28 protein-coding genes and 1 tRNA gene are annotated in these 25,841 nt (G+C 45.9%); 21 read left to right on the forward strand and 8 right to left on the reverse strand.

Annotated features, from left to right (window positions below; translation table 11 throughout):
• Nucleotides 1-13: 13 nt before the first annotated feature.
• Nucleotides 14-412, reverse strand: coding sequence for a hypothetical protein (locus OO778_RS12055; RefSeq protein WP_005390458.1), 399 nt, complete (start codon nt 410-412; stop codon nt 14-16).
• Between the two features lie 77 nt (nt 413-489).
• Here OO778_RS12055 and OO778_RS12060 point away from each other — a divergent pair, with 77 nt between their 5' ends.
• Genes OO778_RS12060 through OO778_RS12140 form a run of 17 tightly spaced genes read left to right on the forward strand, consistent with a single transcriptional unit; the run spans nt 490 to nt 15,704 of the window.
• Entirely contained in the window at nt 490-1,218 is a 729-nt protein-coding gene (locus OO778_RS12060) for a beta-ketoacyl synthase chain length factor (protein ID WP_257889144.1), read from the forward strand.
• The gene (locus OO778_RS12065) at nt 1,215-1,982 is read left to right on the forward strand and encodes a lysophospholipid acyltransferase family protein (RefSeq protein ID WP_006742871.1); all 768 of its coding nucleotides are present in this window, start codon (nt 1,215-1,217) and stop codon (nt 1,980-1,982) included. The genes OO778_RS12060 and OO778_RS12065 overlap by 4 nt, the downstream gene beginning before the upstream one ends.
• 13 nt (nt 1,983-1,995) lie before the next feature.
• On the forward strand, nt 1,996-2,256 hold the full coding sequence (locus OO778_RS12070; RefSeq protein ID WP_264909922.1) for a phosphopantetheine-binding protein: 261 nt from the start codon (nt 1,996-1,998) through the stop codon (nt 2,254-2,256).
• Nucleotides 2,257-2,271: 15 nt separating this feature from the next.
• Nucleotides 2,272-2,529 carry an acyl carrier protein gene (locus OO778_RS12075; RefSeq protein ID WP_005382279.1) on the forward strand — a complete coding sequence of 86 codons (258 nt, stop codon included), beginning with the start codon at nt 2,272-2,274 and terminating at the stop codon, nt 2,527-2,529.
• Nucleotides 2,529-3,089 carry a hypothetical protein gene (locus OO778_RS12080; protein WP_264909923.1) on the forward strand — a complete coding sequence of 187 codons (561 nt, stop codon included), beginning with the start codon at nt 2,529-2,531 and terminating at the stop codon, nt 3,087-3,089. The genes OO778_RS12075 and OO778_RS12080 overlap by 1 nt, the downstream gene beginning before the upstream one ends.
• 4 nt (nt 3,090-3,093) lie before the next feature.
• Nucleotides 3,094-4,494 carry an AMP-binding protein gene (locus OO778_RS12085; protein WP_264909924.1) on the forward strand — a complete coding sequence of 467 codons (1,401 nt, stop codon included), beginning with the start codon at nt 3,094-3,096 and terminating at the stop codon, nt 4,492-4,494.
• A 10-nt stretch (nt 4,495-4,504) separates the two neighbouring features.
• Nucleotides 4,505-4,873 carry a hypothetical protein gene (locus tag OO778_RS12090; RefSeq protein WP_021449611.1) on the forward strand — a complete coding sequence of 123 codons (369 nt, stop codon included), beginning with the start codon at nt 4,505-4,507 and terminating at the stop codon, nt 4,871-4,873.
• Nucleotides 4,866-6,572 (forward strand): glycosyltransferase family 2 protein, encoded by a 1,707-nt coding sequence (locus OO778_RS12095; RefSeq protein WP_264909925.1) that lies wholly within the window; start codon nt 4,866-4,868, stop codon nt 6,570-6,572. Before OO778_RS12090 ends, OO778_RS12095 begins: the two co-directional genes overlap by 8 nt.
• Nucleotides 6,556-8,109 carry an aromatic amino acid ammonia-lyase gene (locus tag OO778_RS12100; RefSeq protein WP_074191027.1) on the forward strand — a complete coding sequence of 518 codons (1,554 nt, stop codon included), beginning with the start codon at nt 6,556-6,558 and terminating at the stop codon, nt 8,107-8,109. Before OO778_RS12095 ends, OO778_RS12100 begins: the two co-directional genes overlap by 17 nt.
• A complete protein-coding gene (locus tag OO778_RS12105; RefSeq protein ID WP_005460557.1) occupies nt 8,109-8,555 on the forward strand; it encodes a thioesterase family protein in 447 nt (148 codons plus the stop codon). The genes OO778_RS12100 and OO778_RS12105 overlap by 1 nt, the downstream gene beginning before the upstream one ends.
• Nucleotides 8,555-9,175 carry an outer membrane lipoprotein carrier protein LolA gene (locus OO778_RS12110; protein ID WP_074191026.1) on the forward strand — a complete coding sequence of 207 codons (621 nt, stop codon included), beginning with the start codon at nt 8,555-8,557 and terminating at the stop codon, nt 9,173-9,175. Before OO778_RS12105 ends, OO778_RS12110 begins: the two co-directional genes overlap by 1 nt.
• Complete coding sequence (locus OO778_RS12115) at nt 9,147-11,489, forward strand: MMPL family transporter (protein WP_074191025.1); 2,343 nt, start codon at nt 9,147-9,149, stop codon at nt 11,487-11,489. Before OO778_RS12110 ends, OO778_RS12115 begins: the two co-directional genes overlap by 29 nt.
• Nucleotides 11,486-12,097, forward strand: a complete 612-nt coding sequence (locus OO778_RS12120; RefSeq protein WP_074191024.1) for a DUF3261 domain-containing protein — start codon at nt 11,486-11,488, stop codon at nt 12,095-12,097. Before OO778_RS12115 ends, OO778_RS12120 begins: the two co-directional genes overlap by 4 nt.
• Before the next feature lie 20 nt (nt 12,098-12,117).
• On the forward strand, nt 12,118-13,305 hold the full coding sequence (locus OO778_RS12125; protein ID WP_074191023.1) for a beta-ketoacyl-[acyl-carrier-protein] synthase family protein: 1,188 nt from the start codon (nt 12,118-12,120) through the stop codon (nt 13,303-13,305).
• Nucleotides 13,298-13,762, forward strand: a complete 465-nt coding sequence (locus OO778_RS12130) for a hotdog family protein (RefSeq protein ID WP_074191022.1) — start codon at nt 13,298-13,300, stop codon at nt 13,760-13,762. Before OO778_RS12125 ends, OO778_RS12130 begins: the two co-directional genes overlap by 8 nt.
• Nucleotides 13,759-14,484: a 3-oxoacyl-ACP reductase FabG gene (gene fabG, locus OO778_RS12135; RefSeq protein WP_074191021.1), complete on the forward strand. Its 726-nt coding sequence runs from the start codon at nt 13,759-13,761 to the stop codon at nt 14,482-14,484. Before OO778_RS12130 ends, fabG begins: the two co-directional genes overlap by 4 nt.
• Nucleotides 14,481-15,704 (forward strand): beta-ketoacyl-ACP synthase, encoded by a 1,224-nt coding sequence (locus OO778_RS12140; RefSeq protein WP_047009505.1) that lies wholly within the window; start codon nt 14,481-14,483, stop codon nt 15,702-15,704. Before fabG ends, OO778_RS12140 begins: the two co-directional genes overlap by 4 nt.
• Nucleotides 15,705-15,799: 95 nt before the next feature.
• Here the strand turns inward: OO778_RS12140 and OO778_RS12145 are convergent, their stop codons facing one another.
• Both OO778_RS12145 and OO778_RS12150 read right to left on the reverse strand, forming a co-directional pair.
• Entirely contained in the window at nt 15,800-17,491 is a 1,692-nt protein-coding gene (locus OO778_RS12145; RefSeq protein WP_074191020.1) for a class I SAM-dependent methyltransferase, read from the reverse strand.
• Between the two features lie 163 nt (nt 17,492-17,654).
• A tRNA-Arg gene (locus OO778_RS12150) sits at nt 17,655-17,731 on the reverse strand.
• Between the two features lie 203 nt (nt 17,732-17,934).
• On the opposite strand from OO778_RS12150, the gene folD reads away from it, so the two are divergent.
• Nucleotides 17,935-18,795: a bifunctional methylenetetrahydrofolate dehydrogenase/methenyltetrahydrofolate cyclohydrolase FolD gene (gene folD, locus OO778_RS12155; RefSeq protein WP_005396027.1), complete on the forward strand. Its 861-nt coding sequence runs from the start codon at nt 17,935-17,937 to the stop codon at nt 18,793-18,795.
• 68 nt (nt 18,796-18,863) lie between these two features.
• On the opposite strand, the gene OO778_RS12160 is transcribed toward folD, so the two are convergent.
• The 4 genes from OO778_RS12160 to OO778_RS12175 form a co-directional block, all read right to left on the reverse strand.
• On the reverse strand, nt 18,864-20,063 hold the full coding sequence (locus OO778_RS12160; RefSeq protein WP_031780514.1) for a NupC/NupG family nucleoside CNT transporter: 1,200 nt from the start codon (nt 20,061-20,063) through the stop codon (nt 18,864-18,866).
• A 257-nt stretch (nt 20,064-20,320) separates the two neighbouring features.
• A complete protein-coding gene (locus OO778_RS12165; RefSeq protein ID WP_005396032.1) occupies nt 20,321-21,265 on the reverse strand; it encodes a LysR family transcriptional regulator in 945 nt (314 codons plus the stop codon).
• Between the two features lie 91 nt (nt 21,266-21,356).
• Nucleotides 21,357-22,328 (reverse strand): lytic murein transglycosylase, encoded by a 972-nt coding sequence (locus tag OO778_RS12170; RefSeq protein ID WP_047009509.1) that lies wholly within the window; start codon nt 22,326-22,328, stop codon nt 21,357-21,359.
• Between the two features lie 48 nt (nt 22,329-22,376).
• A complete protein-coding gene (locus OO778_RS12175) occupies nt 22,377-22,658 on the reverse strand; it encodes a YcgL domain-containing protein (RefSeq protein WP_005382303.1) in 282 nt (93 codons plus the stop codon).
• A gap of 197 nt (nt 22,659-22,855) precedes the next feature.
• On the opposite strand from OO778_RS12175, the gene minC reads away from it, so the two are divergent.
• Genes minC through minE form a run of 3 tightly spaced genes read left to right on the forward strand, consistent with a single transcriptional unit; the run spans nt 22,856 to nt 24,614 of the window.
• Nucleotides 22,856-23,518, forward strand: a complete 663-nt coding sequence (gene minC, locus OO778_RS12180) for a septum site-determining protein MinC (protein WP_005382304.1) — start codon at nt 22,856-22,858, stop codon at nt 23,516-23,518.
• A gap of 17 nt (nt 23,519-23,535) precedes the next feature.
• Complete coding sequence (gene minD / locus OO778_RS12185) at nt 23,536-24,348, forward strand: septum site-determining protein MinD (protein ID WP_005388331.1); 813 nt, start codon at nt 23,536-23,538, stop codon at nt 24,346-24,348.
• Nucleotides 24,349-24,350: 2 nt separating this feature from the next.
• Nucleotides 24,351-24,614 (forward strand): cell division topological specificity factor MinE, encoded by a 264-nt coding sequence (gene minE / locus OO778_RS12190; RefSeq protein WP_005396037.1) that lies wholly within the window; start codon nt 24,351-24,353, stop codon nt 24,612-24,614.
• Between the two features lie 78 nt (nt 24,615-24,692).
• On the opposite strand, the gene rnd is transcribed toward minE, so the two are convergent.
• Nucleotides 24,693-25,811, reverse strand: a complete 1,119-nt coding sequence (gene rnd, locus OO778_RS12195) for a ribonuclease D (RefSeq protein WP_074191304.1) — start codon at nt 25,809-25,811, stop codon at nt 24,693-24,695.
• Nucleotides 25,812-25,841: the final 30 nt, after the last annotated feature.

The following is a 25,841-nucleotide window of genomic DNA, read 5'->3' on the forward strand; positions in this document are numbered from 1 at the left end:
GCAATTAATATTTTTATTGTTTAGACTGAGAGCCTAACAATGCAATAGCTCGTTGAATATCAACATTCAAGTTGTTTATCCAACGATTGTAATTGCGATGGATTTTGCCATCACTGGCTTTTAGATTTACTGAGTTGAGATAAATAATTGAGTAATATTTGTTGTTATATGGAATTTTTACTTCTGCAAAGTGTTTACGAACGTGAATTTTTGCAATAAGAACGCCTGGGCTTACTTCTTCAATCGTCCAACCTCGGTTGGTTGCCGATTGCACAATGGCCATTTTTACTTGTTTATTTTGAAGATCATAAGCAACTGGAGTATCCTCCACATTCATTACAGGTTGTACTCGTCCACAACCGACAAGAAGCAAAGTTAATAATAACGAGACATACAGCTTAAAACGCGACATGATAATTTCCTTTTTTATTATGACTTTGGATAAAACCCAATTTGTATCGAGCTGTAAAATAAACAATTTAACCCAATATGCCAAACTCGAAGATCAACATTTCGTTCAATATTGATGCGTGGACAGCGAATTCATTCGGTTTATCCGAATCCAATGAATGGAAACAATGGGCAACAGAGATAAAATGGCCAGAAAATGGCAAAATCAATGTTGCAGATATTCCTGCGATGATGCGCAGAAGAATGAGTCCACTTAGCAAACTGGCAGTGCAAACGGCAATCGAATTGCTTAATCAACATCAGGTTGATTACCTCGTATTTTCGAGTCGTCATGGCGAATTGCATCGCAGTGTTGCGTTAGTTAAAGATATTATTAACGGTGAAGAAGCGTCTCCGATGGCTTTTTCTCAGTCAGTGCATAATACCGCCGCAGGGCTTGCCACTATTGCAACCAAACAGCCCATCCCCCTAACTTCGATCGCTGCGGCAGAAAACACATTCCAAAGTGCAATATTAGAAGCATGGCTGTTTTTGTCCGACAATCCTGACAAAAAAGTCCTGCTTGTTGATTTTGATGAGCCTATGCCTGACTCTTATTTAGAATATGAAAACCAACAATACCAAGGGTTTGGACTCGGCTTGATACTTTCTCATGGAGATGGCTTCACGGTGCAAAGCGGCATCAGTGCAAAATGCTCAAACCACCCGTTGCCACAAGGCTTAGCGTTTTTGCAACACTACTTGTCAGGTGAAAATCAGTGGACTATTCACGCTCCGCAACAAATTTGGGAATGGCACAAGCAATGAGTCGCTTAAATCAGTATTGGCGTGTGCTAGCAACCGGCTTTTGTTTTTCAGTATTTGGGTTAGGTGGTTTAGCACTGAGCTTCATTGTTATTCCGACTATTCGTATTTTCGTTTCGGATCAAACCGAACGTGAATATAAAGTTCAAGGTGCGATTCGATATTCATTCAACACCTTTTGTAAATTGATGAAGTTAAGTGGAGCAATCGATTACGAAATTATTGGTGCCGATATTCTTCAACAAGATCGTAATTGTTTAATTGTTGCCAACCATCCTAGTTTAATCGATTACGTTCTCATTGCTTCACAATTAAATCGCTGCGACTGTTTAGTAAAATCGGCAATATGGTCGAATCCTTTTATGAAGCACATCGTAAAAGCAGCCGGATATATTCCCAATGAAGCGCCGGATGATTTATTAGCACTTTGTGATGAACGATTTAACAAAGGCAACGTGTTGCTTATATTTCCTGAAGGGACAAGAACAACACCTGGTGTAGAACCAAAATTACAACGCGGCGCAGCACAAATTGCGGTAAGAACAGAGCGAGATTTAAGGGTTGTCCATATTACGGTAACGCCAAGTTTCCTCACAAAAGAGAAAAAATGGTATCAAGTACCGGCAACAAAGCCTTTTTTCAGGGTTGAAGTTAAGGATAAAGTTGAGATTGACCCTTTTATAAAGCAAACTACGTCGCCGACAATAGCGGCGCGACGCTTACAACAGCACCTAGCTGAAAACATTTTTCCAGAAAACTTTTATTAATAAGCAGGTCCCAGTGGAACAGTTACACAACGACATTAAGCAACTTATTATTGATGCTTTAAACCTTGAAGATTTAACCGTAGATGATATTGAAACGGATGCACCACTTTTTGGTGATGGACTTGGCTTAGATTCTATCGATGCACTTGAGCTTGGACTCGCAATTAAAAAACAATACAACATCGTTATTGATGCCGACGACTCAAACACGCGCGAACACTTTGCTTCTGTAGCAAACCTAGCGAAATACGTTTTTTCTCAAACTAATGAATAAGTTGTAGGTATATTCATGACTGATGTAAATAAAGATCAAGTATTTGAACAAGTTAAAGATGCGCTTGTTGAGCTGTTCGAAATTGACGCAGCCGACATTCAGTCAGATGCGCACTTATACCAAGATCTCGACCTTGATAGCATTGACGCCGTTGATTTGGTCGTACACCTACAGAATGTCACTGGCAAAAAAATCAAGCCAGCAGAGTTTAGTGCTGTAAGAACCGTTGACGATGTGGTTAACGCCGTCACTGAGTTATTGAAGGAAAGTTAATGCGCCAATTGCTGACTGGTCTGTCTGCAATTGTACTGTTTGCCTACCCCTTCGCCGTCTATTTCGGTATAGATAAATTTGGCTTGAACTTAGTCGGGGGCTTGTTAATTGCTGCGTTACTTTTGCGTGTTTTCGTCACAAATAAGACCCCACTAAAAGAGTTTAAATTCTTGGCGCTCGCTACGGGCGCTGTTGGCATTGTTCTAATTACACTTGGCATGGTGTTTAAACAACACGGGTGGCTTCAGTTTTACCCTGTGGTTGTCAATGTATGTATGCTGTGTGTCTTTGGACTGAGCTTAAAACAGCCGCAATCAATCATTGAAAGGCTTGCTCGCTTGCAAGAGCCTGACCTTCCGGCTAGTGGCGTGGCTTACACACGCAAAGTCACGATGGTTTGGTGCGTTTTTTTTGTACTGAATGCCGCTTTTGCGCTCTATACCTGTTTCCTACCAGTAAAAATATGGACGCTTTATAACGGCCTCATCAGCTACTTACTTGCTGGTGGCTTGTTCGCTGGAGAATGGATCGTGCGTCAATTTGTTCGAAAGGAACACTAATCGTATGAATACAACGTATTCGAACTTTACCTCCCTAGCGACCTTGTTCATCGCAGAGCGGTCTGAGCAATCCCCAGTCTCTTACGATCGCGATACGGTTATCACTTGGGGTGATTTCCAGAAGCACGTCGTAACGCTTGCTCAGCAGTTAGAAACCCAGCCAACGCAAAACATTGCGTTGTGTTTTGGCAACAGCTACCTATTTGCCGTTGGCTTTTTTGCTTGTTGTCACGCGGGAAAATCCATTGTATTGCCTGGTAACTACCAACCAGAAGCACTCAAAGAACTCAGCGAGCACTACGATTTATTGTTGCATGATGCCGATGTCTCTGTTCCAGAGCAGGTGAGTTCGCTTTTAATCGAAGCTAGTTCATTGTTAGAAACCACATTGACTAACAAACAACAAGTTGACCAACCTTATGTTTGGCGTAAATTGAATCTGGCACAAATACCAGTGACGCTATTCACTTCGGGTTCAAGCGGCAAACCAAAAGCCATTGAAAAAACGCTGAAACAGCTCGATATCGAAGTGTCTATTCTAGACAACCTATGGGGCGACACGATTGCCAACACACGCGTTGAAAGCACCGTTTCTCATCAACACATTTACGGCTTGCTGTTTCGCGTATTGTGGCCTTTGTGTTCTGCACGTCCATTTTCAGCACGCAACCTCGAATTCCCTGAGCAAATTGTCCATCACGCCGATGCTGACACCATGCTAGTAAGCAGCCCTGCGTTACTAAAACGACTCAATGAAGAGCATAATCCGGTTGCGATTCGGTGCGTATTTTCTTCTGGTGGCCCCCTGCCAAACCAAGCCGCGCAACACAGCCAACTGTTGTTTGGGTCACTTCCTATTGAAGTTTTTGGCAGCACAGAAACCGGCGGCATCGCCTACCGTCAGCAACACGTAGCCAGCACTCCTTGGACGTTATTCCCTGGTGTTGAAGCCGAGCTTAACCATGAGAATTGTTTAAAGCTCCGCTCGCCACACATTGATGAAAACACTTGGTACCAAACTGCGGATGAATGCTATTTCCATGATAGTATTTCTTTTGAATTGCGTGGACGCACTGACCGAATCGTCAAAGTCGAAGAAAAGCGTATTTCCCTTGTCGAAGTGGAAAAACGTTTAGAGCAATTGCCGTGGGTTCAAGAAAGCGTGGTGATCCCAATGGAAGAATCTGGTCGCCTCACGTTAGTCTCGATCATCGTACTTAACGATAAAGGCAGCGATGTGCTTAATGAACTTGGTAAAGGCAAATTTTGGCTTGAGCTTCGCAAGGCACTGCGCAATTGGCTAGAACCGATCGCTATCCCGAGAAAATTCCGAGTGGTCGACGAAATTCCATTGAACAGCCAAGGCAAACGCCAAGTTGCTGAAATTGAAAAACTATTCCAATAAAGCTAGTAACATGGATAAAAGAAAACCAACCATTCAGAATATTGAAGTGAGTGACCACACCGCGGAGCTTTCGCTGCGTGTGGATGCTGACATCTTAGATTTCCAAGGTCATTTCAGTCACTTTCCTCTTTTACCCGGCGTCACTCAAATTGACTGGGCGTTGTTCTACGCCGTTCAATATTTGAACACTCCCAAGGTATTTAAAGGAATGGAAGTCATCAAATTTCAAGAGCCGATTCTGCCAAACGCCGACGTTTGTCTCTCACTCTCTTGGGACAATGAGCGCGAGAAATTGACCTTTAAGTACACATCGAAAAACGGTGAAACCTTGGTGACTCACTCTTCAGGCAAAATGAAACTGGGTGAGTCACGTGAGTGATTACCGTCCCTGCTTTTTAATTCCTTGCTACAACCACGGCAGCACAATTGCAGACGTGGTTGCGTCGTTATCCTCTTTCGATTTGCCAGTGCTTGTCGTGGACGACGGCAGCAATGAAGACACCAAACAAGCACTTTCAGCGTTGAGTGAGCAAGGGCTGATAAAACTGATTAGTTTGAGTGAAAACCAAGGCAAAGGTGGTGCGGTGATGGCTGGCCTACATCGAGCTCACCAGCTTGGTTTTACGCACACCATTCAAATCGACGCAGACGGTCAACACGACCTAGAAGCACTACCCAAATTGCTCAGCGCCAGCGAAACAAAACCAGATAACCTGATTTCTGGCCAACCGATATACGACGAGAGCGTACCTAAATCCCGTTTGTATGGTCGCTACGCTACGCACGTGTGGGTGTGGATAGAAACCTTGTCACTGTCTATCAAAGACAGCATGTGCGGCTTCCGCGCCTACCCAGTGGCGAAAACGGTCGCCGTGTTGAACAAGGACAACATCGGCAAACGCATGGATTTTGATATCGAAATTCTGGTGCGAATGTACTGGGAAGGCGTCGATATTGATTTTGTTCCAACGCGCGTGATCTACCCTGAAGGTGGCATTTCTCACTTCGACGCATTGTGGGATAACGTCAAGATAACCTGGATGCACACTCGCCTATTTTTTGGCATGTTGCCGCGCATTCCTTCGCTACTCGCCAGAAAGCGCCGTCACACAGACGACAGTAATGCCCACTGGTCGAAACGAAAAGAACAAGGCACGATTTTAGGCATCAAAACCTTACTCGCGGTTTATCGCTTGTTCGGCAGAAAAGCGTTCGACCTGATTTTGAAGTTAGTCATGCGCTACTACCACTTCACGGGTAAATCTGCCCGCGAAGCATCTGAGATTTACCTGCAAAACTTACAGCACTACGCAACGCAGCAGAACATCGCACTGCCAAAGCAGTTGGACAGCTATCATCATCTGCTTTCTTTTGGGCGAACCATGCTCGACAAACTGGCTGCCTGGCAAGGTGACTTTAACGTCGATAACCTAACCATTCACGGCCAGCATCATTTCGAAGAGATGGCGCAGAAAAAACAAGGCGTGCTCATTTTAGGCTCGCACCTTGGCAATATCGAACTCTGCCGTGCTCTTGGTCGTCGACACTCTCATGTCAAAATCAATGCCTTGGTATTTACCCAACACGCTGAACAATTTAATGCGGTAATGAAGGCGGTAAACCCAAATTCGGAACTGAATCTGATTCAAGTCAGCTCAATGGGACCAGACACCGCGATTCTGCTTCAACAAAAAATCGAGCAAGGCGAATGGGTGGTGATCGTTGGCGATCGCACTTCCACCAGCAAAGAAAATCGTGTCGTTTGGGCCGACTTTCTTGGTAAACCTGCCCCATTCCCGCAAGGCCCATTCATGCTGGCCTCGGTATTAAAAGCGCCGGTCTATCTACTCTTCGGCCTACGCGACGATGAAGCGAACACTCCGCATTTTAATGTGTACTTTGAACACTTTAGTGACCAAATCACGCTACCGCGCAAGGAGCGTCAGCAGGCACTAGAACACGTTGTTCAACAGTACGCACACAGATTAGAACACCACACACTGCAAGCGCCGTTACAGTGGTACAACTTTTTTAACTTCTGGACTTTAAGTAATCAGCCACATGACAAACAACAATAATCACAACATCACTTTTGGTGCCCAATCTTTAACCATCGAAGATGTCGTTGCCATTGCTCAAGGTGCAAAGGCAAGCATGAACACCTCGCCAGAATTTACCGCGAAAATCGATCGTGGCGTGGCGTTTCTGGAACGGTTACTGAAAGAAGAAGGCGTTATTTACGGCGTGACCACGGGTTACGGCGATTCATGTACAGTGGCGATTCCACCCGCTCTTGTGGATGAACTTCCGTTGCACCTTACGCGCTTCCATGGCTGTGGCTTAGGTCGAATCCTTTCTCATGAACAAGCTCGCGCGGTGTTGGCGACACGTTTATGTTCATTGTCGCAAGGCGTATCTGGCGTGTCTCACGATCTGTTGAACCAAATCGTTACGCTTATCAACCACGATATTGCGCCGCGTATTCCACAAGAGGGCTCGGTGGGCGCAAGCGGCGATTTAACGCCTCTGTCTTACCTAGCGGCGACCTTAATTGGCGAGCGTGAAGTGCTTTACAAAGGCGATGTGCGACCAACACAAGAAGTGTTTGCAGAGCTGGGCATTGAGCCAATTCGCCTAAAACCAAAAGAAGGTTTGGCGTTAATGAACGGTACATCCGTGATGACTGCCCTCGCCTGTCTTGCCTACAAACGCGCAGAATACCTAGCGCAGCTGTGCACCAAGATTACCGCAATGGTCTCTGTGGGTATGCAAGGTAATGACTTCCACTTTGATGAAGCGCTGTTTGCGGTAAAACCTCACCCTGGTCAACAGCAAGTTGCGGCTTGGCTACGTGATGATCTCAATGCTGAGCGTCCGCCACGCAATAGCGACCGACTGCAAGATCGCTACTCGCTGCGTTGTGCGCCACACGTGATTGGCATGGTGCAAGACTCCCTGCCTTGGCTACGTCAATTGATTGAGAATGAACTAAATAGTGCCAACGACAATCCAATTATCGATGGCGACAACGAGCGCGTTCTCCACGGCGGTCACTTCTACGGTGGTCATATCGCAATGGCGATGGATACGTTGAAAGTGAACATTGCCAACTTGGCTGATTTGCTGGACCGTCAGATGGCGCAACTGATGGATTACAAGTTCAATAACGGCCTGCCGTTTAACTTAACCGGTGCAGAAGGCGAGCGTAAACCGATCAACCACGGCTTTAAAGCGGTTCAGATTGGTATCTCAGCTTGGACGGCAGAAGCGTTGAAAAACACCATGCCAGCGAGCATTTTTTCTCGCTCAACCGAATGTCACAACCAAGACAAAGTGAGCATGGGCACCATTGCGGCTCGTGACTGCCTACGCGTACTTGAGTTAACAGAGCAAGTTGCTGCGGCTTCACTCCTAGCAAGCGTTCAAGCGGTTGAGATTCGTCGTCGTCATAACGAATTGGACGAACACCACATGAGTCAGAGTTTGCGAGTAATTCGTGACGCCGTGCTGAGCGAGTTTGAATTTGTGATTGAAGATCGCCCATTAGAACAAGATTTGCGTCATTTCATTGAACGCATTCAGCAACGTCATTGGCCACTCTACGCGGAGGTATAATGCAAGAGCAGGTTCTCTACCCGTTAGAAGCAGAGGTGACTATGGTCACCTCATTCCAAGATGCTGACCCGATGGGCGTGATTTATCACGGCAACTTCTTTCGGTATTTTGAAGAAGCGCGTCGTGTGCTGATGGAAAAGATCCAATACAGCTATCGCGATATGCAAGACTCTGGGTACATGTGGCCGATCATCGATACGCGCGTTAAATACGTGAAGGCGATTCCGTTTAATCACACCATTCGTATTACCGCGCAACTCACTGAGTGGGAAAACCGCTTACGTGTGGATTACGTGATTTACGACGCCGAAACGAATCAACGTATGTGCAAAGCGCATACAACGCAAGTCGCCGTATCCATTGAAAAGCAAGAGATGTGCTTTGTTTCTCCAGCAGTCTTTTTAGATAAAGTAGAGCGATGGCACAACCATGGGAGCCTGAACTAATGCAAAAGTGGTTACTCTCTTTTTTGCTGATATTTTCTGTTTCAGCACTGGCAACACCGACAGCAAATGTAACGGATTTGGCATCGCTTCAACAGCAGTTGTCTCAGCATGAAATCGTACGCGGAGATTTTACGCAGCAGCGTCATCTGGAAATGTTTAGTCAACCTTTAACCTCTAAAGGTCAGTTCACACTGAGCAAAACACATGGCTTGTTGTGGCAACAAACAGAACCTTTCACAGTCAATTTGGTATTGACGGAAAACAAACTTCGTCAGACTTTTGCTGACCAAGCTCCGAAAACGATCTCTGCACAAGAAAACCCAATGGCGTTCTACTTTAGCCATGTATTTTTATCCGTGTTCCACGGGGATACTTCTGCACTGCAAGAACAATTCACACTCGATTTTTCAGTTGAGAACAATCAGTGGCAGCTCGTTTTAGTGCCCAAACAGTCGCCATTAAATGCAGTGTTTCAATCCATCACTCTTTCCGGTAAAACGCACATAGATCGCCTAACCCTACAAGAACTGCGTGGCGATAAGACCGAAATCACATTTACGAACCAGACCTCTCTACCTCAGGAACTCACGGATGCCGAAGACGCTCAATTCCGTTTCTAAACTCAGTCTCGGCACTCACACCTTTGCTCTGGTTTGGCTCAATCTCGTTGTTTTAGCGGGCGCGTTGCTACTCAAACAATGGGTTTGGAGTGCAGAATCTCCGATTGAGACCAACATTTTAAAACTGCTGCCGAAGAACCAACAAAACCCAGTGGCTGAGCAAGCCTTTGAGTCGGTCTCGGCAAGTATGAGCGACAAAGTCATTTTCGTGATCACAGCGCCGGACAAAAATGCCCTTTTTGCAGCGGCCGCTGAATTTGATAAGGGGTTACGACAAAGTAATCATTTTCGCGATGTGGTGGGAAAAATCTCACCTCAAGAGCAGCAAGCTTGGGCAAGTTACTACTTTAAGCACCGTTTCCAATTGCTGACGCCTGAGCAACGAGAGCGTTTAAGCCAAAATCCAGAACAGCAAGTGCAGCATGTGATTCAGTCTCTGTACAACCCGTTTTCTGGAGTGACTGGGCAAGAGTTACAAAATGATCCTTTCTTGCTATTTCGTGATTATTTAAGCCAAGTTACCCAGCAATCGTCCTCTTTCCGATTGGATAATGGCTATCTATCCGTCGGAAAAGACGGTGCTCAATACTTGCTTATTACTGCTGAGCTTAAAGACTCGCCTTATAGCCTAACTGGGCAGCTTGCCGTCCCTGACATTCAAGCGCTAGAACAAAGCGTCGTGCAGAAATATGGCGCTGAAGTGGCACATACTGGCGTTCTATTTTACGCCGACTTTGGTACGCAAAGTGCCAAATCGGAGATCAGTACCATCGGTGTGTTCTCTCTGCTCGGTATCATTGCATTATTCGTGTTGGTCTTTCGTAGTGTGATGCCACTGTCTCTGGCACTGCTTTCCATCACCATTGGTTTGCTCGTTGCGTTGTCCGTTACGACGTGGATTTTTGGAAAAGTCCATCTGTTCAGCTTAGTGTTTGGCGCAAGTTTAATCGGCGTGTCTATCGACTACGCATTCCACTACCTAACCGAACGTCTTGCGGCGGGAAATGAATGGGATAGCGAGCAAGGGTTAAAGCATATTTTCATAGCTATCACACTTGGCTTAATCACCAGTTTGATCGGCTATTTGGGCATGTTAGTTGCGCCGTTTCCTGGTTTGCAGCAGCTTGCGCTGTTTTCATCCATTGGTCTGATTGCCGCTTACATCACCGTGGTGGCTTGGTATCCGATACTGGCTCGTAACCCATCGCGATCCATTTCGACATTACCGGGACAATCACTGTTGGCGAAATGGTTAACGCTTTGGAATCAACCTCGAATTAAAGTCGGATTGCCGATGTTATGTGTGGTTGCGAGTGGCTTTTTCTTGCTGCAATTGAACTACGATGACGACATTCGTCTGCTGCAAACGATGCCGAACGATCTCAAGCAGCAAGAAACCTTGATTACGACGCTCAGTGGCATGCAATCTTCGCAGCAAATGTTGGTCGTTACCGCCGACGATGACGAAAACCTAATGAAAAAGCTGGAGTCTTTGACGCCAACATTAGAAGCGTGGAAAGCGGACAGCACCATCGAAAGCTACCAGAGTCTGAGTCGCTACTTGAGCTCGGTGGAGCGTCAGCAACAAGACTATCAATTGATTCGCGATCTTTACGCGACACAATCCAGCCCACTAGCTTCCGGACTGAGCTTAAGTAAAAAGCCTAAAATGGACGCCGACTTTATCCCTGTCACGGTTGAGCAGTACTTGCAAAACCCGGTATCAGCGCCTGTACGTTTTCTTCATTTGGGTAAGATCAAAGGAAAATCGGCAACGGTTGTGGTGTTAAACCAATTGCAAGACTCCGCCGTTGTTAAGGCATTTACCAAATCACAGTCTGATGTTGTCTACCTAAACAAAGCTGAAGAAATATCCGCCCTATTTGGTGAATACCGAATCAAAATCATGGAGCTATTGGTAGCCGCCAGTGCTGTGATCTTTCTGGTGTTAATCAAGCGGTATGGTCTGCAACACAGTTGGCGAGTTTTACTGCCATCATTGATTGCTTGCGCCTGCGGTCTGGCAACTGCTGTCGCGATGGGAACAACGTTAAACCTGTTCAACTTGCTTGGCTTGGTGCTCATTCTTGGTATCGGAATCGATTACACTCTGTTCTTTGCCGAGAAAGCCCGCAGCGTGAGCACACTATTGGCGATCACCCTTTCGGCAATAACCACTGTGCTGTCATTTGGGTTGCTGTCACTAAGCCAAACTCACGCGATTCACAGTTTCGGCATTACGGTGTTAAGTGGTATTTTTGTCGCTTGGCTGCTCTCTCCGATTGCGATTAAAACAGAGGAAACGACGTCATGATTTTTAACCATGCTTTTCGCTGCGCGGCGTTAATCGCACTGAGTCTGTTTTTAAGTGCATGTAGCTTGGTACCTCACCAATCGACGCCTCAGGTCGACATTGACGAGCACACCCAAGTTAGCTTGCCCACTCCCGCAAGCTTGGGCTATCAGTTGTCTGCCAGTCAGTTGATTACGGCTTCTTGGGCAATAGATGGTAAAACCACATCTGAGCAACTTCCGGTACAACTGCAAGTAACCAACAACGAAGTGGTGCTGGCAGGCTTCTCATCCTGGGGGACAAGAGTACTGTCATTGTCTTACGATGGAGAACAAATCCAAACCGAAGTACTCAACGGTTTACAAGGTTCGCTACCGCAGCCAGAACAGGTATTATTTAACCTGATGATCACGCTCTGGCCGAGTTCCGCTTGGGAAGGATCGTTAAATGAGGTAAGGTGGCGAATTATTGATAAAAATAATTCTCGCGCCATCTTTGATAGCGACGGTGAAAAGATCATTGAGATTCAATACAGCTCTTCTAACAAGTTAGAGGGTAAGATTGATTTTCATCACCTCAAACATCAGTTTTCAATTTCTATTCAAACACTGCAACATCAGATTAATTAAGAACAATTTAGAATAACAATATGCCTATTCGCTCTTCTCAACCTTTGTATATTCAGGCCTGTGGCTTTCACTCTGCCATGGGACAAGATGACGCCATCATCCACCAGTGTTTATCAGGAGCGAAACCATCCAACATGGTGGTTGACCAAGATATTTTAAATTCAGGCCTCCAAACAGTAATCGGTCGAATTGCACAGACGTTACCGCAATTACCGACCGCACTCAGCCAGTTTGATACGAGAAACAACCGCCTCGCACTTTCGGCTTTGCAGCAAATCGAAAGCGACGTGCGTGAAGCCATTGCTAAATATGGTCGTGACCGTATCGCAGTCGTGATCGGCACCAGCACGTCTGGCATTTCAGATGGCGAAATCGCATTTGGCGAAAAGCTGGCAAATGGTGAGTTTCCCGCCGACTACCATTACACCAAACAAGAACTTGGCAACTGCAGCGATTTTATTGCCGCCTACTTTGATTTGAGCGGCCCACATTACTCAGTTTCCACCGCTTGCTCTTCTAGTGGTCGCGTCTTTTTAACCGCGCAACGCCTGATTCGCTCTGGCATTGTTGATGCGGTCATTGTAGGTGGTGTGGATACCATTTGTCGCCTAACGCTAAACGGCTTTAACGGTTTAGAAGCTCTATCCGATACCCTTTGTAAGCCGTTTGACCAGCATCGCAACGGCATCAATATCGGCGAAGCCGCAGCATTAATGTTGCTAAGCAAAACACCTGCGCCCGTTGCTCTTCTCGGAGCTGGCGATAGCTCAGACGCGCACCACATTTCCGCACCACACCCAGAAGGGTTAGGCGCAGAAGAAGCGATGAAAAAAGCGTTGGCCAATGCAGGACTTACAGCGCAAGACATTGGTTACATCAACGCGCATGGCACAGCAACGCCGTTAAACGATGTGATGGAAAGCAAAGCCATTCACCGCTGCTTTGGTAACTCCGTCCCTGTGAGTTCAACAAAGCCACTTACCGGACACACATTAGGCGCTGCAAGTGCAACGGAAGCCGCGATCGCTTGGCATATTCTCAAGTACAACCTTGACTTGCCAATGCAACACTGCGAAACCAAAGCAGACGATATCCATATATCGTTAGTTGAGACGCCAACCAAGCTGGGTAACAAAGCGATTCTCAGCAACTCTTTTGCTTTTGGTGGCAATAATATTAGTCTTATTTTTGGTTACGCTCATGACTAAACTTCCTCCCATCGAACAACTTTTGCCACACGACAAACCAATGATCTTGGTCGATCGTGCTTTGGATGTTCAACAAGATACGATTCACTGCCAGGTTGATATCGCAGAACACAACCCGTTCTTCGACTCGACCTCTCAAACCGTGCCAGCTTACGTTGGCATTGAGTTTATGGCGCAATCTGTCGCGGCGTGGTCTGGTTACCACGCATTAATGAAAGAACAAGCGCCACCGATTGGCTTTTTACTTGGTAGCCGTCGATACACTTCTGAATGCGATGCGTTTTCTCGCGGACAGGTGCTCGATGTGTATGCTGAAAAAGTTATGGAAGATAACGGTATGGCGGTTTTTTCAGCCCGTATTGAGCTACAAGGAACTGTTGTAGCGACTTGCCAATTGAACGTTTACGTTCCATCAGAAGAAAAATTACAAGAAATGAAAATCAGGAGTCAACAATGACCCGACAAGTCCTCGTTACAGGTGCCAGCAAAGGCATCGGTAAAGCCATTGCCGTTCAGTTAGCCAAAGATGGTTTCCAAATCATTGTCCATTACATGGGCGATCAACAAGGCGCGCAAGACACCCTAGACACCATCGAACAGCATAGTGGTAACGGTCGTCTTATCCAATTTGACATCAGTGACCGTGCAGATTGTCGTGAGAAGCTAGAAGCCGATATCGCCAAACACGGCGCTTACTATGGCGTCGTGAACAATGCTGGCATCACAAAAGATACCGCTTTCCCTGCGATGACCGAAGAAGAATGGGATGGTGTGATTCATACCAACCTAGATAGCTTCTACAACGTTCTTCACCCTTGTGTTATGCCTATGGTGCAAAAGCGCAAAGGCGGCCGAATTGTTACCCTTGCATCAGTCTCTGGCCTGATGGGTAACCGTGGTCAAACCAACTACAGCGCAGCAAAAGCGGGCGTAATTGGTGCAACAAAATCACTCGCACTTGAACTGGCAAAACGCAAAATCACCGTTAACTGCGTTGCACCGGGACTTATCGACACAGGCATGGTAGACGAACACGTAAAAGAACACGCGATGCCGCAAATTCCTTTGCGCCGCATGGGAGAACCAGAAGAAGTCGCTGGTTTAGTCAGTTACCTTATGTCTGACATCGCAGGCTATGTAACTCGCCAAGTCATTTCGGTAAACGGAGGCCTAGTATGAGCCGTCGAGTTGTTGTAACCGGAATGTCGGGTGTGACTGCGTTTGGTAACGATTGGCAATCTGTCGAGCCAAAACTGCGTGACTGCCAGAACGCGACGCAATACATGCCTTCTTACGAACAGTATGATGGTTTGAACACTAAGCTCGCGGCACCCATTTTAGATTTTGATCTGCCAAAGCACTACAAGCGCAAACAAGTACGTGGCATGGGGCGTGTTTCCAAATTAGCGACCGTCGCAACAGAAAACGCACTAAGCCAAGCAGGTTTGATTGGTAACGACGTGCTAACCAACGGTCAAACGGGTATCGCATACGGCTCATCAACAGGCAGTACCGACGCAATCGGCGCATTTGGTGTCATGCTGAATGAGAAAACCACTAAAGCGATCACCGCAACGACTTACGTGCAGATGATGCCGCATACCACGGCAGTGAACGTTGGTCTATTTTTCGGTTTGAAAGGCCGAGTGATCCCAACCAGCAGTGCATGTACCTCTGGCAGCCAAGCAATCGGCTACGCCTACGAAGCGATCAAGCACGGCTACCAAACGGTAATGGTTGCTGGTGGCGCTGAAGAATTGTGCCCAACGGAATCCGCTGTCTTCGATACCCTTTTTGCCACCAGTCTGAAGAATGAAGACCCGAAAAGCACACCAAGACCTTATGACTCCGATCGCGATGGTTTGGTGATTGGTGAAGGTGCGGGAACGCTGGTTCTGGAAGAGTACGAACACGCCGTCGCTCGTGGCGCGAAAATCTATGCAGAAATCATCGGTTTTGCCAGCAACTGTGATGCCGCACACGTCACTCAACCTCAGATGGAAACCATGCAAATCTGTATGGAAATGGCTTTGCAAAACGCGGGCATTCCTGCTGAGAAGATCGATTATGTATCAGCTCACGGCACTGCCACCGACCGCGGCGATATTGCAGAAAGCAACGCAACAGCGAATGCTCTGGGCAAAGTGCCAATAAGTTCACTCAAGAGCTACTTTGGCCACACACTAGGCGCGTGTGGCGCAATTGAAGCGTGGCTAGGTTTAGAAATGATGCACACAGGTTGGTTCAACCCAACGCTCAACCTAGAAAACCTCGACGAGCAATGTGGCGATTTAGACTACATTGCCGGACAAGGCCGAGAGCTGGACGTGAAATATTTGATGAGTAACAACTTCGCCTTTGGCGGCATCAACACCTCCATCATCTTTAAAAAGATGTAATGCCCTTAGTAAATGCAAAAGCGCTGGTTAGCCAGCGCTTTTTTGTTAGTTACCAATCAAACTTCATTTATCACGAGGTAATAGCAAACGAGATATTACCATTCCGCGATACACAGGCGACTTTTAACACCACGAATTTGTAATCCCATCGCTTCAAAGACATGCTCAAAATCTTGGCAAGATGCTGGCACATTAGGTAGCGACAATGAAGCCTCGGTAAAAAATGTCCGACTCAAACTATCCGTCTCTCCCCAAGCTAGCTGCCACCAATCCAAAATTCGCGGCTTAGATGCGTTTAATCGATAGCTAGCAGGAATACGATCACGTTTGTTCAGGTTTTCAGCCTTAGAAGTTGGTAGTAAGTTCCACTTATCATTGTTGGGCCAATAAGCAAAAGGCAAACAGTGATCAACGTGATACTCATTTCGTAATTTGCTTCCACTCCATACACTGACAATGTCGCAATGGCTGAGCTTCAACTGTTCAATTCTCTTTCGCACGACTCGCGTATCATGGTCTTTATCAATCCAGACCAAACAATCATGATACGTTTGCAGTGGAATACCCCGCTCTTGATTAGACCGAAATCGTTGCATTTCCATAATCCACTGGTTGACCACCAGCGGCTCAATCCAAGAGTTATACAATCGAAAACAATCCCAAAGGCTTTCATCCAACACAAACAGCCCATAACTTTCGAGGAATTCGCTATCCACAACAATTGAACTTTTTGGCTTCTTAGCTGAACGAATCATTTCAAAGTAAGGGTTTGATTTATCACCTTGATAGGTAAAGGTGACGGGACCATCTTTTATGGTTTTTAAGCTGTCTTTTATTGCTTTATCAAGCGCCACTGCATCTTCACCCAAAAATGTCATGCCTATAGCAAGATCATCAGGACTTAAATGGGAAAGTCTGCCCCAACCATCGGGCTTTATAAAACCTAGCCCTTTAGACGAGTTCGAGCTTTGCTGGATGTTCTCTTTATCGATTAAACGCTTAAATTGACGAATCCAATATAAGCCGACTAATCCTAATGGGATGGCAACTTTACCTTCGCTGCGATCAACCACTGCACCAGAATGAGCGTCTGCAATACGTAGTAAAGTACGTAGTAGTGCTAGTTTATAGGTAGCCGATTTGGAATCATTGACGATAATGTGGCGAACCTTATTCAGATCACCAGAACCATCATCAGGCAAAGACATCACTACCGTTTGCCAAGATACACCCGTTCGCTTTAACTGATCATCATCGAGAGATACGTTCCTCACCATTAAAGCGCTATTCTTTGCAAACTTTTCGAGCTCTTCAACCGATACCGGATAAGCTTTACGACCGTCAGAAAAGTCACCGTGACGAAGGCTAATCACCAATCGACCATTAGGCGCTAACAAATTTGCAAGTTTGCGAAATGCACGTTCACGGTGCGTAGGCGCAAGATGCATCCATACCGCACTGACAAGAATTAAATCGAAGCGAAAGCCAAGATTAATGGTTTTCTCAAGCTTAGGTAATGCATCTTCAAGCCAAGTAACGGAATCGCCACAGTAAGACTTACCAAGCCTTAGAAGTGCTTGAGCAGGCTCAATCGCAACAACTTCACACCCATGTTCAGCCATCCATTTCGCGTCTCGACCAGAGCCCGCGCCAACATCTAACACGCGATCTCCAGCCTGGGGCCAGAAAACTCTCCAACTCGCGTGGACATCCTCAAACTGGAGCGATGTGTATTGCTTCGCGAAAGAGTCGGCGTGTTGGTCATAAAAATTAGAAGTGGCAGGCATAAAGACTAACGAAAGATAATTAATATGCGTCCATATTAATTGCTAGAAATTGCAATGGCTAGAATGCCATTCAAAAGTTGTAGATAGAGTGGTAATTACAGCCAAAAACCTAAAAACGACAAAGCCCCGACAACTCAAAGAGTTATCGGGGCTTTTGAATAAATGGCACGCCCTATTGGATTCGAACCAATGACCACATCCTTAGAAGGGACGTGCTCTATCCAGCTGAGCTAAGGGCGCGCTACAGGGACAGGATTATACGAGTTCAAACGGGTAAATCAACGGGTTTTCATAACATTCTGATCTGAATGCCTAAAAAAAGTCCATCAAAACGCTTAATGTTCAAAAACACCACAAAGCAAACGTTTGCGTATGGATGTTAATAAGAAATTCTGCGACAATGCGCCGCAGATAATTTGCCTTCTTAATTTATAAGGAAAGTCATGACTGCTCAAAATATAGACGGAACTCTCATTTCCCAAACTGTTCGATCCGAAGTGGCAGCACGTGTTAAAGCTCGTGTTGAAGCTGGGCTACGTGCCCCTGGTTTAGCAGTGGTTCTAGTTGGTGAAGATCCTGCTTCTCAGGTTTATGTCGGTAGCAAACGCCGCGCATGTGAAGAAGTTGGGTTTGTTTCTAAGTCTTTTGACCTTCCTGCGTCTAGCTCAGAAGAAGAGTTACTAGCGCTGATTGATGAATTAAACAACGATGATGAAATTGACGGCATTCTAGTGCAATTACCCCTTCCTGCGGGCATCGACACAACACATGTTTTAGAGCGCATTCACCCAGAGAAAGACGTGGATGGCTTCCACCCTTACAACGTTGGTCGTCTTGCACAACGTATTCCAAAGCTTCGCTCTTGCACGCCAAAGGGCATCATTACCCTACTAGACCGTTACAACATAGAGCTTCGTGGCAAACATGCTGTTGTGGTTGGTGCATCAAACATTGTTGGTCGTCCAATGACACTTGAACTGCTGCTTGCGGGCTGCACGACAACAACATGTCACCGTTTTACCAAAGACCTAGAGAGTCATGTGCGTCAAGCTGACGTTGTCGTGGTTGCGGTTGGTAAGCCAAACTTCATCCCTGGAGAGTGGATTAAGAAAGGTGCAGTGGTTATCGATGTCGGCATTAACCGTCTTGATTCAGGCAAGCTAGTTGGCGACGTGGAATACGATAAAGCACGTGAAAGTGCGAGCTTTATTACTCCTGTCCCTGGTGGTGTTGGCCCAATGACCGTCGCAAGTTTAATTGAGAACACGATGCTCGCTTGCGAACAGTTCCACACGGACAAATAACGTAAAACTTCAGATACGAAAAAGGCTCCGCAAGGAGCCTTTTTGCTAATTTTAGGTATCTCTTTCAGTTACAGACTTAAAATCACGCCCGCAATTGAAGCGCTCATTAAGTTCGCCATCACACCAGCGATAATCGCACGGAAACCATGTTTAGAAACAAATGCACGCTTTTCAGGTACCAATGAGCCCAACCCACCAATCAGCATCGCCATGCTTGAGATGTTTGCAAAACCACACAAAGCAAACGTCACGATTGCTTGTGAGTGTTCACTGAGTTGAGACTTCACTTCAGCAAGCTGGATGAAAGCAACGAACTCATTCACCACAATCTTATTACCAATCAGCGAGCCTGCTGTGGTTGCTTCTTGCCATGGCACACCTAATAACCAAGCGACAGGTGCGAATACATAACCTAGGATCAGCTCGAAGCTTAGTGGCGTCCCAACAAGGTCACCAATCCAACCTAGCATGCCGTTTAACATTGCAATGACACTGATGAACGCCAATAGCGTACCACCTACCGATACAGCAATGCGTACACCCGCCATTGCACCATCGGCTAATGCTTCTACTACGTTGGTTGCACGTGGAATTTCAACTTGGCTAATGTCGATATCTGCTGCTTTATCCGTATCTTCTGGCATTAAGATTTTTGCCATTAACAAGCCCGCAGGTGCCGACATAAATGCGGCAGCGATCAGGTAGTTAAGGTCAACGCCCAGTGACGCGTAACCGACCAACGTTCCACCAGCAACAGAAGCCAAACCACCTGTCATCACCGCAAAGAACTGCGAGTCGGTCATGTGCTTTAGGTATGGCTTTACCATCAATGGCGCTTCAATGGTGCCAACAAAAATATTCGCCGTTGCAGACAAAGACTCCGCGCGACCGATACCCAGCAGCTTTTGAATACCGCCACCGATAAAGTTGATGATTTTTGGCATCACACCAATGTGATAAAGACCGGAGATAAGAGAGGAGAAGAAAACGATGATACCCAGAACATTGATCGCAAAGGTGAAGCCCCCTGTCGCCAAATTACCGAATAAAAACGCAATGCCCTCTTGACCATAGTTGATCAAATTCGACACAACGCTGCTCACTGAATTCAGCGCATCTCGTCCTGCTGGTACATATAAAACCAACAACGCAAACAGTACCTGCAAAGCAAACGCAAACGACACTGTTCTCAGCTTTATATTTTTTCTATTTGTAGAAAGTAGCCATGCTACGAATAGTATGGCTACGATACCAATAATTGAGTTCATAAAATGAATCCGACAGAAGGGGGATATGGAAGGCACCGGATTGTATAGCGGACTCAAAATGCTGCAAGTTGAGGATGTTAACAGTGTGAAAAGTTTAAGCGCCCAATAATTGACCTTAATCATAAGGCATTGAATTATATAAATATAAACGTTTGCTTATTTTTATTGTTTCCATATAGAAAAGATGTTTCTAGTTCTGGAAAAATTTTTGTGAAGTGAATCACCTTATGTGCCGTTCAATAACGTCATTGATCCTGTTACTTAGGAATAGATATGTAAGGCGCTAGACGTTGATCCCAATGACACGGGTTACCGATCTTCTGTTTGATGAAGTTAATCACTGCGGATATTTTTTTTGGCATATGTTGGCGGCTTGGATACACCGCATAAAACGGCATCGACTGGCTTGCTTTCCAGTCCGGTAACAACTGTATTAACTTACCCGTTCTAAACTCATCACCCAGTAAGTAAGTGGCAAGGTAGGCAATGCCCCAACCTGCAATAGCGGCATCCCGAACGGCTTCTGCCAGATCCACTGAATAGTTGCCCGAAACTTTTACGTTCAACTCCTGCTGATCTTTAGTAAACGCCCACCCCGTATAGTCACGCTCCCAGCTTCTGTATATAAGACAGTTGTGAGAAGACAAGTCATCCGGCTCTGTTGGCGTATCATGTTTCAATAAGTAATCTGGTGATGCCGCCACAACAAACTGGCAATCCGTCAAACGCTGCGCAATGTAGCCTTCAGGCAAATGCTCGTTGTTGGTCACCCATAAATCGAGCCCTTCGGCTAACATATCGACCTTATAGTCAAACAAATGCACCTCCACTTGAAGTTGAGGATACAGTTCGCGCAACTCTTGAATTGCAGGGATAATGTGCAAGGTACCGAATGATTGCGACAAACCAAGACGCACTAAGCCTGCCACTTCATCCCGCTGGGTTTCCATCTCTAATGTAGCACTGCTCACCGCTTGTACTACTTGCTCACAGTGATGAAAAAAGGTTTTTCCTGCCTCAGTCGGCGTAAAGCTTCGCGTAGTGCGTTGAACAAGCTTGATACCAAGAGACGCTTCTAGCTGGCTCAACTGCTTACTCACATGAGACACCGACACGCCTAAGCTCTTTGCAGCAGCCGTGAAACTTTTATGTTTAAGAAGAGCGGAGAAGATCACCATTTGTGCAGCACGTTCAGATAACACGCTTTACCTCGATTTGATTATAGGAAAAACAAAGGACTCCGAAGAGCCCTCATATTGAATACTGGATGCCAAGTGATTATTTGATAACAGCTCAGTATTTAATTCGGTCAGCCAAGTGACTCACGGCGAGTGCGAAGTAGTAAGAGCGGTTCCACTTCATCAGTACGTTGTAGTTATTGTAAACCAGATACGTACGACCATTTTCGTCGTCCGGCATGATCAACCATGCTTTGATGTCTTCATCCAGTTTTGGCAACGGACTACCGTCGTATTTTGTGATGCCAAGTTTGCTCCACTCCTGAAGGTATTTGCCTTTTTCAGCCGTGCGCCCTTCTAAGCTACGATCAATGCCTTTAGGGACTTTCACTTGGCGACCCCAAGTGTATTTGTCATCCCAGCCGGACTTGCTCAAATAGTTAGCAGTTGATGCAAATACGTCGGCTTCAGATTGCCAAATGTCTTTTTTACCATCCCCGTTGCCGTCAGCGGCAAAACGAAGAAAAGAGCTTGGCATAAACTGACATTGCCCCATCGCACCAGCCCATGACCCCTTAAAGTTTTCTAGTTCAATATGGCCTTGATCGAGGATCTGCAATGCCGACATGGTCTCTTTACGGAAAAACTCTTCACGACGACCTTCAAATGCCATTGTCGACAACGCGTCAATCACTTTGAAGTTACCCGTAAATTTACCAAAGTTACTTTCTACACCCCACAGCGCCACGATAAAGCGAGGCTGCACACCGTACTCATCGCCTATACGCTTTAGCTCGGTGTAATGCTCTTTATAGAGTTGTCTTGCTTGCTTCACCTTCCATTCGGGCACCGCGCGAGGAATGTATTCATCCAACGTCAGTTTCTTCTCTGGTTGGTTTCGGTCCGCTTTTACTGCTCGAGGCTTGTACTCAACATTCGCAAAAGCAGCACTAATGACCTGCTCTGAGATACCTTTATCACGCGCTTCAGCACGCAGCTTATTCAAGTATTCATCGAAACCCTCGCTACTTGCAAAAGCCGAGGTACACACACCAACGCTAAGCATGGTAGCCAGTATTTTTTTCATATTGCCCTCCTTGAGCAAGGCAGAAATCCCAGATGAAAAACGATGACGTTATTCGCCTTTCTGCTGGGCTTTTTGTTCTTTGTACTTTTCTAGTAGGTTCTCCGGCGGAGGCGGAACCTGCAAAAAGAAGCCATCATTTTGCAATGAAGCCTTCACTTTTTCGATATCAACTTGTGCCAATTTACGGCCATCAAGTTTAATCGTCATAACAGCGATAGGCTTACCGAACATCTGCATTAAGGTGTCAGGAACCTGTGAAAAATCATCCTTTTTCGGAATATAGAGATAAGTACCTTCTTTTTTCGAGCTTTTATAAATAGAACAAAGCATGACACGCCTTTTATGCTGATTTAGCCGCGTTGAGTGCGGATTAGGTTGAAAACGTCAAATTCTCGCAAACTTAATAGCAAATTTGAGATTAATTCACCTATTTGCCCACGAGAGAACTTGCTGCGTCAAAGGATGAAATATAACATGACAGACCTAGTTTAAGGCAACGCTCTTTCAATAAAGGCAAGAAGTCCACGATGACCCATTCACCAGACCTTAAAGGTAGCAGTTTTACATTGTCAGTTTTACACCTTTCTGACAATGAGATCGCAAAGACTGTCGAATTTTTGCAAGAAAAAGTTTCTCAAGCACCTTCTTTTTTTGCATCCGCGCCTTTGGTAATCAATATAGCAAAAGTACAAGGCGACATTGATTTCCCTAAGCTTAAACAAGGCATCTCAGATGCTGGTTTTATTCCGGTCGGTGTAACGGGCTGTAAAGACAAGCGTGTACAAAATCTTGCTTCCGAAGCTGGCTTCGCCATTATGTCGGCAAGCAAATCACCAAGCCAGGCGCCAGCCAAAATGGCACCAACGAAAGTAGTTCGCACGCCTGTTCGATCAGGACAACAGATCTACGCGAAAGATGGTGATTTGGTGGTGTTAGCGCACGTAAGTGCTGGTGCTGAAGTCATCGCTGACGGCTCTATTCATATCCATGGCACACTTCGAGGCCGTGCGATTGCAGGCGCAAGTGGTCAGCAGGAAGCGCGTATTATTTGCCACGATTTACAAGCAGAACTGGTATCCATTGCGGGTGACTACTGGTTAAGCGATCAAATTGAAAGCGAGTACTGGCAAAAGAAAGTAATGATCAGTAAAGCCGATGAATCATTACATTTAGAAGTTCTCGCGATTTAATCTAAAAAGGAAAAAAAATGGCACGCATTATTGTAGTAACGTCTGGTAAAGGTGGCGTTGGTAAAACCACTTCAAGCGCAGCCATCGCCTCTGGTCTAGCTCTTAAGGGAAAAAAGACCGCGGTGATCGATTTTGACATCGGTTTGCGTAACCTCGATCTAATCATGGGCTGTGAGCGCCGCGTCGTGTATGACTTTGTGAACGTCATTAACGGTGAAGCGACATTAAACCAAGCGCTGATCAAAGATAAGCGCACGGACAACCTATTTATTCTTCCTGCTTCTCAAACTCGTGATAAAGACGCACTGACAAAAGATGGTGTTCAGCGCGTATTCGGCGAACTTGATGAAATGGGCTTTGATTTCATTATTTGTGATTCACCAGCAGGTATCGAACAAGGCGCGTTAATGGCCTTGTACTATGCCGATGAAGCCATTGTCACAACGAACCCAGAAGTCTCTTCTGTGCGTGACTCTGACCGCATTCTCGGTATTTTAGATTCTAAGTCCCTGCGTGCAGAACAAGGGCTAGAGCCAGTAAAACAGCACCTGCTACTGACTCGCTACAACCCATCTCGCGTCACTCAAGGCGAAATGCTAAGCGTTGAAGACGTAGAGGAGATCTTACATATTCCACTACTGGGCGTGATTCCAGAAAGCCAAGCCGTGCTTAACGCGTCAAACAAAGGTGTGCCAGTCACTTTTGACGATAACACCGATGCAGGTATGGCTTACTCTGACACCGTTGATCGCTTATTAGGCAATCAGGTTGAATTTCGTTTCCTTACTGAGGAGAAGAAAGGACTCTTTAAACGACTCTTTGGAGGCTAGACATGTCATTATTAGAATTTTTCCGTCCACAGAAGAAAACTTCTGCGAATCTAGCTAAAGAGCGTTTGCAAATCATTGTTGCTGAGCGCCGCAGCCAAAATGATCCTGCGCCTTCTTACTTACCTCAATTGAAAGAGGACATCTTGAAGGTGATCAGTAAGTACGTGGCAATTGATCCAAATATGGTTGACTTAACATTTGAGCACAAAGACGACGATATCTCAGTTCTTGAGCTCAATGTGAAGCTACCAGACGACGAGAAGTAAACCACTTTTCCTTGTGAAGTTGAATGCGCAGATTAGAATGAAAAAGGTTGGCACCGAGGCCAACCTTTTAATCATTCATTACTTTAACGCTTTATTCATCTTGTCGCCGAGTAGATCCAAACGCCACCCTTGCATCAAATCAGGCAACACTTCTGGATCGCGATCTTTTTTCCACACCCAACTGATCAGCTGATTAATCTGCTTTTTAGAAGCAAGGAACTCCGTCGCTAAGCCAGACTTCTGCGACGCCGATTTCACTATGTCTTTCATATTTTTGAAGACTTGTTTGTAACCTGGATAATCCATTAAGCGTTCAATTTTCGCCGGATACTCTTCAGAAGGAGTTTGCTTCGCTTGTTTAACAATCGCGGCAATCTTCGCGCCATGGCGGTTAATCGCTCGAAGATCAATATCTTCCGCTTCCATCTTCTTAAAGTTCGTTAAACCAAGACGAGCGACTGTTAACAGGTCACCTTCTTTGAAGATAAAGTTCAGCGCTAAATCTCGTTTGATTGCTTCACGATAACGCCACGTCGCCAATGGCTTTAAAATCGCCAGTTCAGAAGGTTTTAACTGCCAAGCACCTTTAATATCAAGGTAGGCATTCTCCTCATTAGTGACGCGAATGCGTTTTGAAACCAACAAATCACTTTCTTGTTGTACGGCTTCCCACCAACCTGCTTGCGTCACCTTATCGAGCAGCTTTTCGTATAACGGTAACAAGTAATGCACGTCTGCAGCAGCATAATCTAATTGCTTTTGCGTCAACGGTCGGGCCATCCAGTCAGTACGTGACTCACTTTTGTCTAGCTCTACGCCTAAATATTCTTCCACCAGCGATGCGAAGCCTGTCGATAGGCCGTGACCGAGAAAGGCCGCCATCAACTGAGTATCTACCATAGGGAACGGCGTACAACCAAATGCATTTTGGAAAACTTCTAAATCTTCACCGCAGGCATGCAGCACTTTTAACACGGAAGTATCTTTTAATAGCGCTACGAACGGCGTCATATCCGTTAATTCGGTCGGATCAATCAGCGAGAGGCGATTACCATCGAAAAGCTGAATCAGACCTAACTGCGGGTAGAAAGTGCGAATACGGACGAATTCGGTATCCAGCATCACTACATCTGCCTCTCGGGCGTGAATGCAAACTTCTTCTAGGTCTTTGTTTTTGGTAATAATTTGATAATTCACATACTTCTCGCTATAAAAAATGCCAGCAAA

Source organism: Vibrio sp. STUT-A16, from assembly GCF_026000495.1.
Taxonomy (GTDB): domain Bacteria; phylum Pseudomonadota; class Gammaproteobacteria; order Enterobacterales; family Vibrionaceae; genus Vibrio; species Vibrio diabolicus.

What these genes read in the sequence shown, in the direction of transcription:
- OO778_RS12055 (WP_005390458.1), bottom strand. Translation starts at nt 412, where the DNA reads ATGTCGCGTTTTAAGCTGTATGTCTCGTTATTATTAACTTTGCTTCTT.
- OO778_RS12060 (WP_257889144.1), top strand. Translation starts at nt 490, where the DNA reads ATGCCAAACTCGAAGATCAACATTTCGTTCAATATTGATGCGTGGACA.
- OO778_RS12065 (WP_006742871.1), top strand. Translation starts at nt 1,215, where the DNA reads ATGAGTCGCTTAAATCAGTATTGGCGTGTGCTAGCAACCGGCTTTTGT.
- OO778_RS12075 (WP_005382279.1), top strand. Translation starts at nt 2,272, where the DNA reads ATGACTGATGTAAATAAAGATCAAGTATTTGAACAAGTTAAAGATGCG.
- OO778_RS12080 (WP_264909923.1), top strand. Translation starts at nt 2,529, where the DNA reads ATGCGCCAATTGCTGACTGGTCTGTCTGCAATTGTACTGTTTGCCTAC.
- OO778_RS12085 (WP_264909924.1), top strand. Translation starts at nt 3,094, where the DNA reads ATGAATACAACGTATTCGAACTTTACCTCCCTAGCGACCTTGTTCATC.
- OO778_RS12090 (WP_021449611.1), top strand. Translation starts at nt 4,505, where the DNA reads ATGGATAAAAGAAAACCAACCATTCAGAATATTGAAGTGAGTGACCAC.
- OO778_RS12100 (WP_074191027.1), top strand. Translation starts at nt 6,556, where the DNA reads ATGACAAACAACAATAATCACAACATCACTTTTGGTGCCCAATCTTTA.
- OO778_RS12105 (WP_005460557.1), top strand. Translation starts at nt 8,109, where the DNA reads ATGCAAGAGCAGGTTCTCTACCCGTTAGAAGCAGAGGTGACTATGGTC.
- OO778_RS12110 (WP_074191026.1), top strand. Translation starts at nt 8,555, where the DNA reads ATGCAAAAGTGGTTACTCTCTTTTTTGCTGATATTTTCTGTTTCAGCA.
- OO778_RS12115 (WP_074191025.1), top strand. Translation starts at nt 9,147, where the DNA reads ATGCCGAAGACGCTCAATTCCGTTTCTAAACTCAGTCTCGGCACTCAC.
- OO778_RS12120 (WP_074191024.1), top strand. Translation starts at nt 11,486, where the DNA reads ATGATTTTTAACCATGCTTTTCGCTGCGCGGCGTTAATCGCACTGAGT.
- OO778_RS12125 (WP_074191023.1), top strand. Translation starts at nt 12,118, where the DNA reads ATGCCTATTCGCTCTTCTCAACCTTTGTATATTCAGGCCTGTGGCTTT.
- OO778_RS12130 (WP_074191022.1), top strand. Translation starts at nt 13,298, where the DNA reads ATGACTAAACTTCCTCCCATCGAACAACTTTTGCCACACGACAAACCA.
- fabG (WP_074191021.1), top strand. Translation starts at nt 13,759, where the DNA reads ATGACCCGACAAGTCCTCGTTACAGGTGCCAGCAAAGGCATCGGTAAA.
- OO778_RS12140 (WP_047009505.1), top strand. Translation starts at nt 14,481, where the DNA reads ATGAGCCGTCGAGTTGTTGTAACCGGAATGTCGGGTGTGACTGCGTTT.
- OO778_RS12145 (WP_074191020.1), bottom strand. Translation starts at nt 17,491, where the DNA reads ATGCCTGCCACTTCTAATTTTTATGACCAACACGCCGACTCTTTCGCG.
- folD (WP_005396027.1), top strand. Translation starts at nt 17,935, where the DNA reads ATGACTGCTCAAAATATAGACGGAACTCTCATTTCCCAAACTGTTCGA.
- OO778_RS12160 (WP_031780514.1), bottom strand. Translation starts at nt 20,063, where the DNA reads ATGAACTCAATTATTGGTATCGTAGCCATACTATTCGTAGCATGGCTA.
- OO778_RS12170 (WP_047009509.1), bottom strand. Translation starts at nt 22,328, where the DNA reads ATGAAAAAAATACTGGCTACCATGCTTAGCGTTGGTGTGTGTACCTCG.
- OO778_RS12175 (WP_005382303.1), bottom strand. Translation starts at nt 22,658, where the DNA reads ATGCTTTGTTCTATTTATAAAAGCTCGAAAAAAGAAGGTACTTATCTC.
- minC (WP_005382304.1), top strand. Translation starts at nt 22,856, where the DNA reads ATGACCCATTCACCAGACCTTAAAGGTAGCAGTTTTACATTGTCAGTT.
- minD (WP_005388331.1), top strand. Translation starts at nt 23,536, where the DNA reads ATGGCACGCATTATTGTAGTAACGTCTGGTAAAGGTGGCGTTGGTAAA.
- minE (WP_005396037.1), top strand. Translation starts at nt 24,351, where the DNA reads ATGTCATTATTAGAATTTTTCCGTCCACAGAAGAAAACTTCTGCGAAT.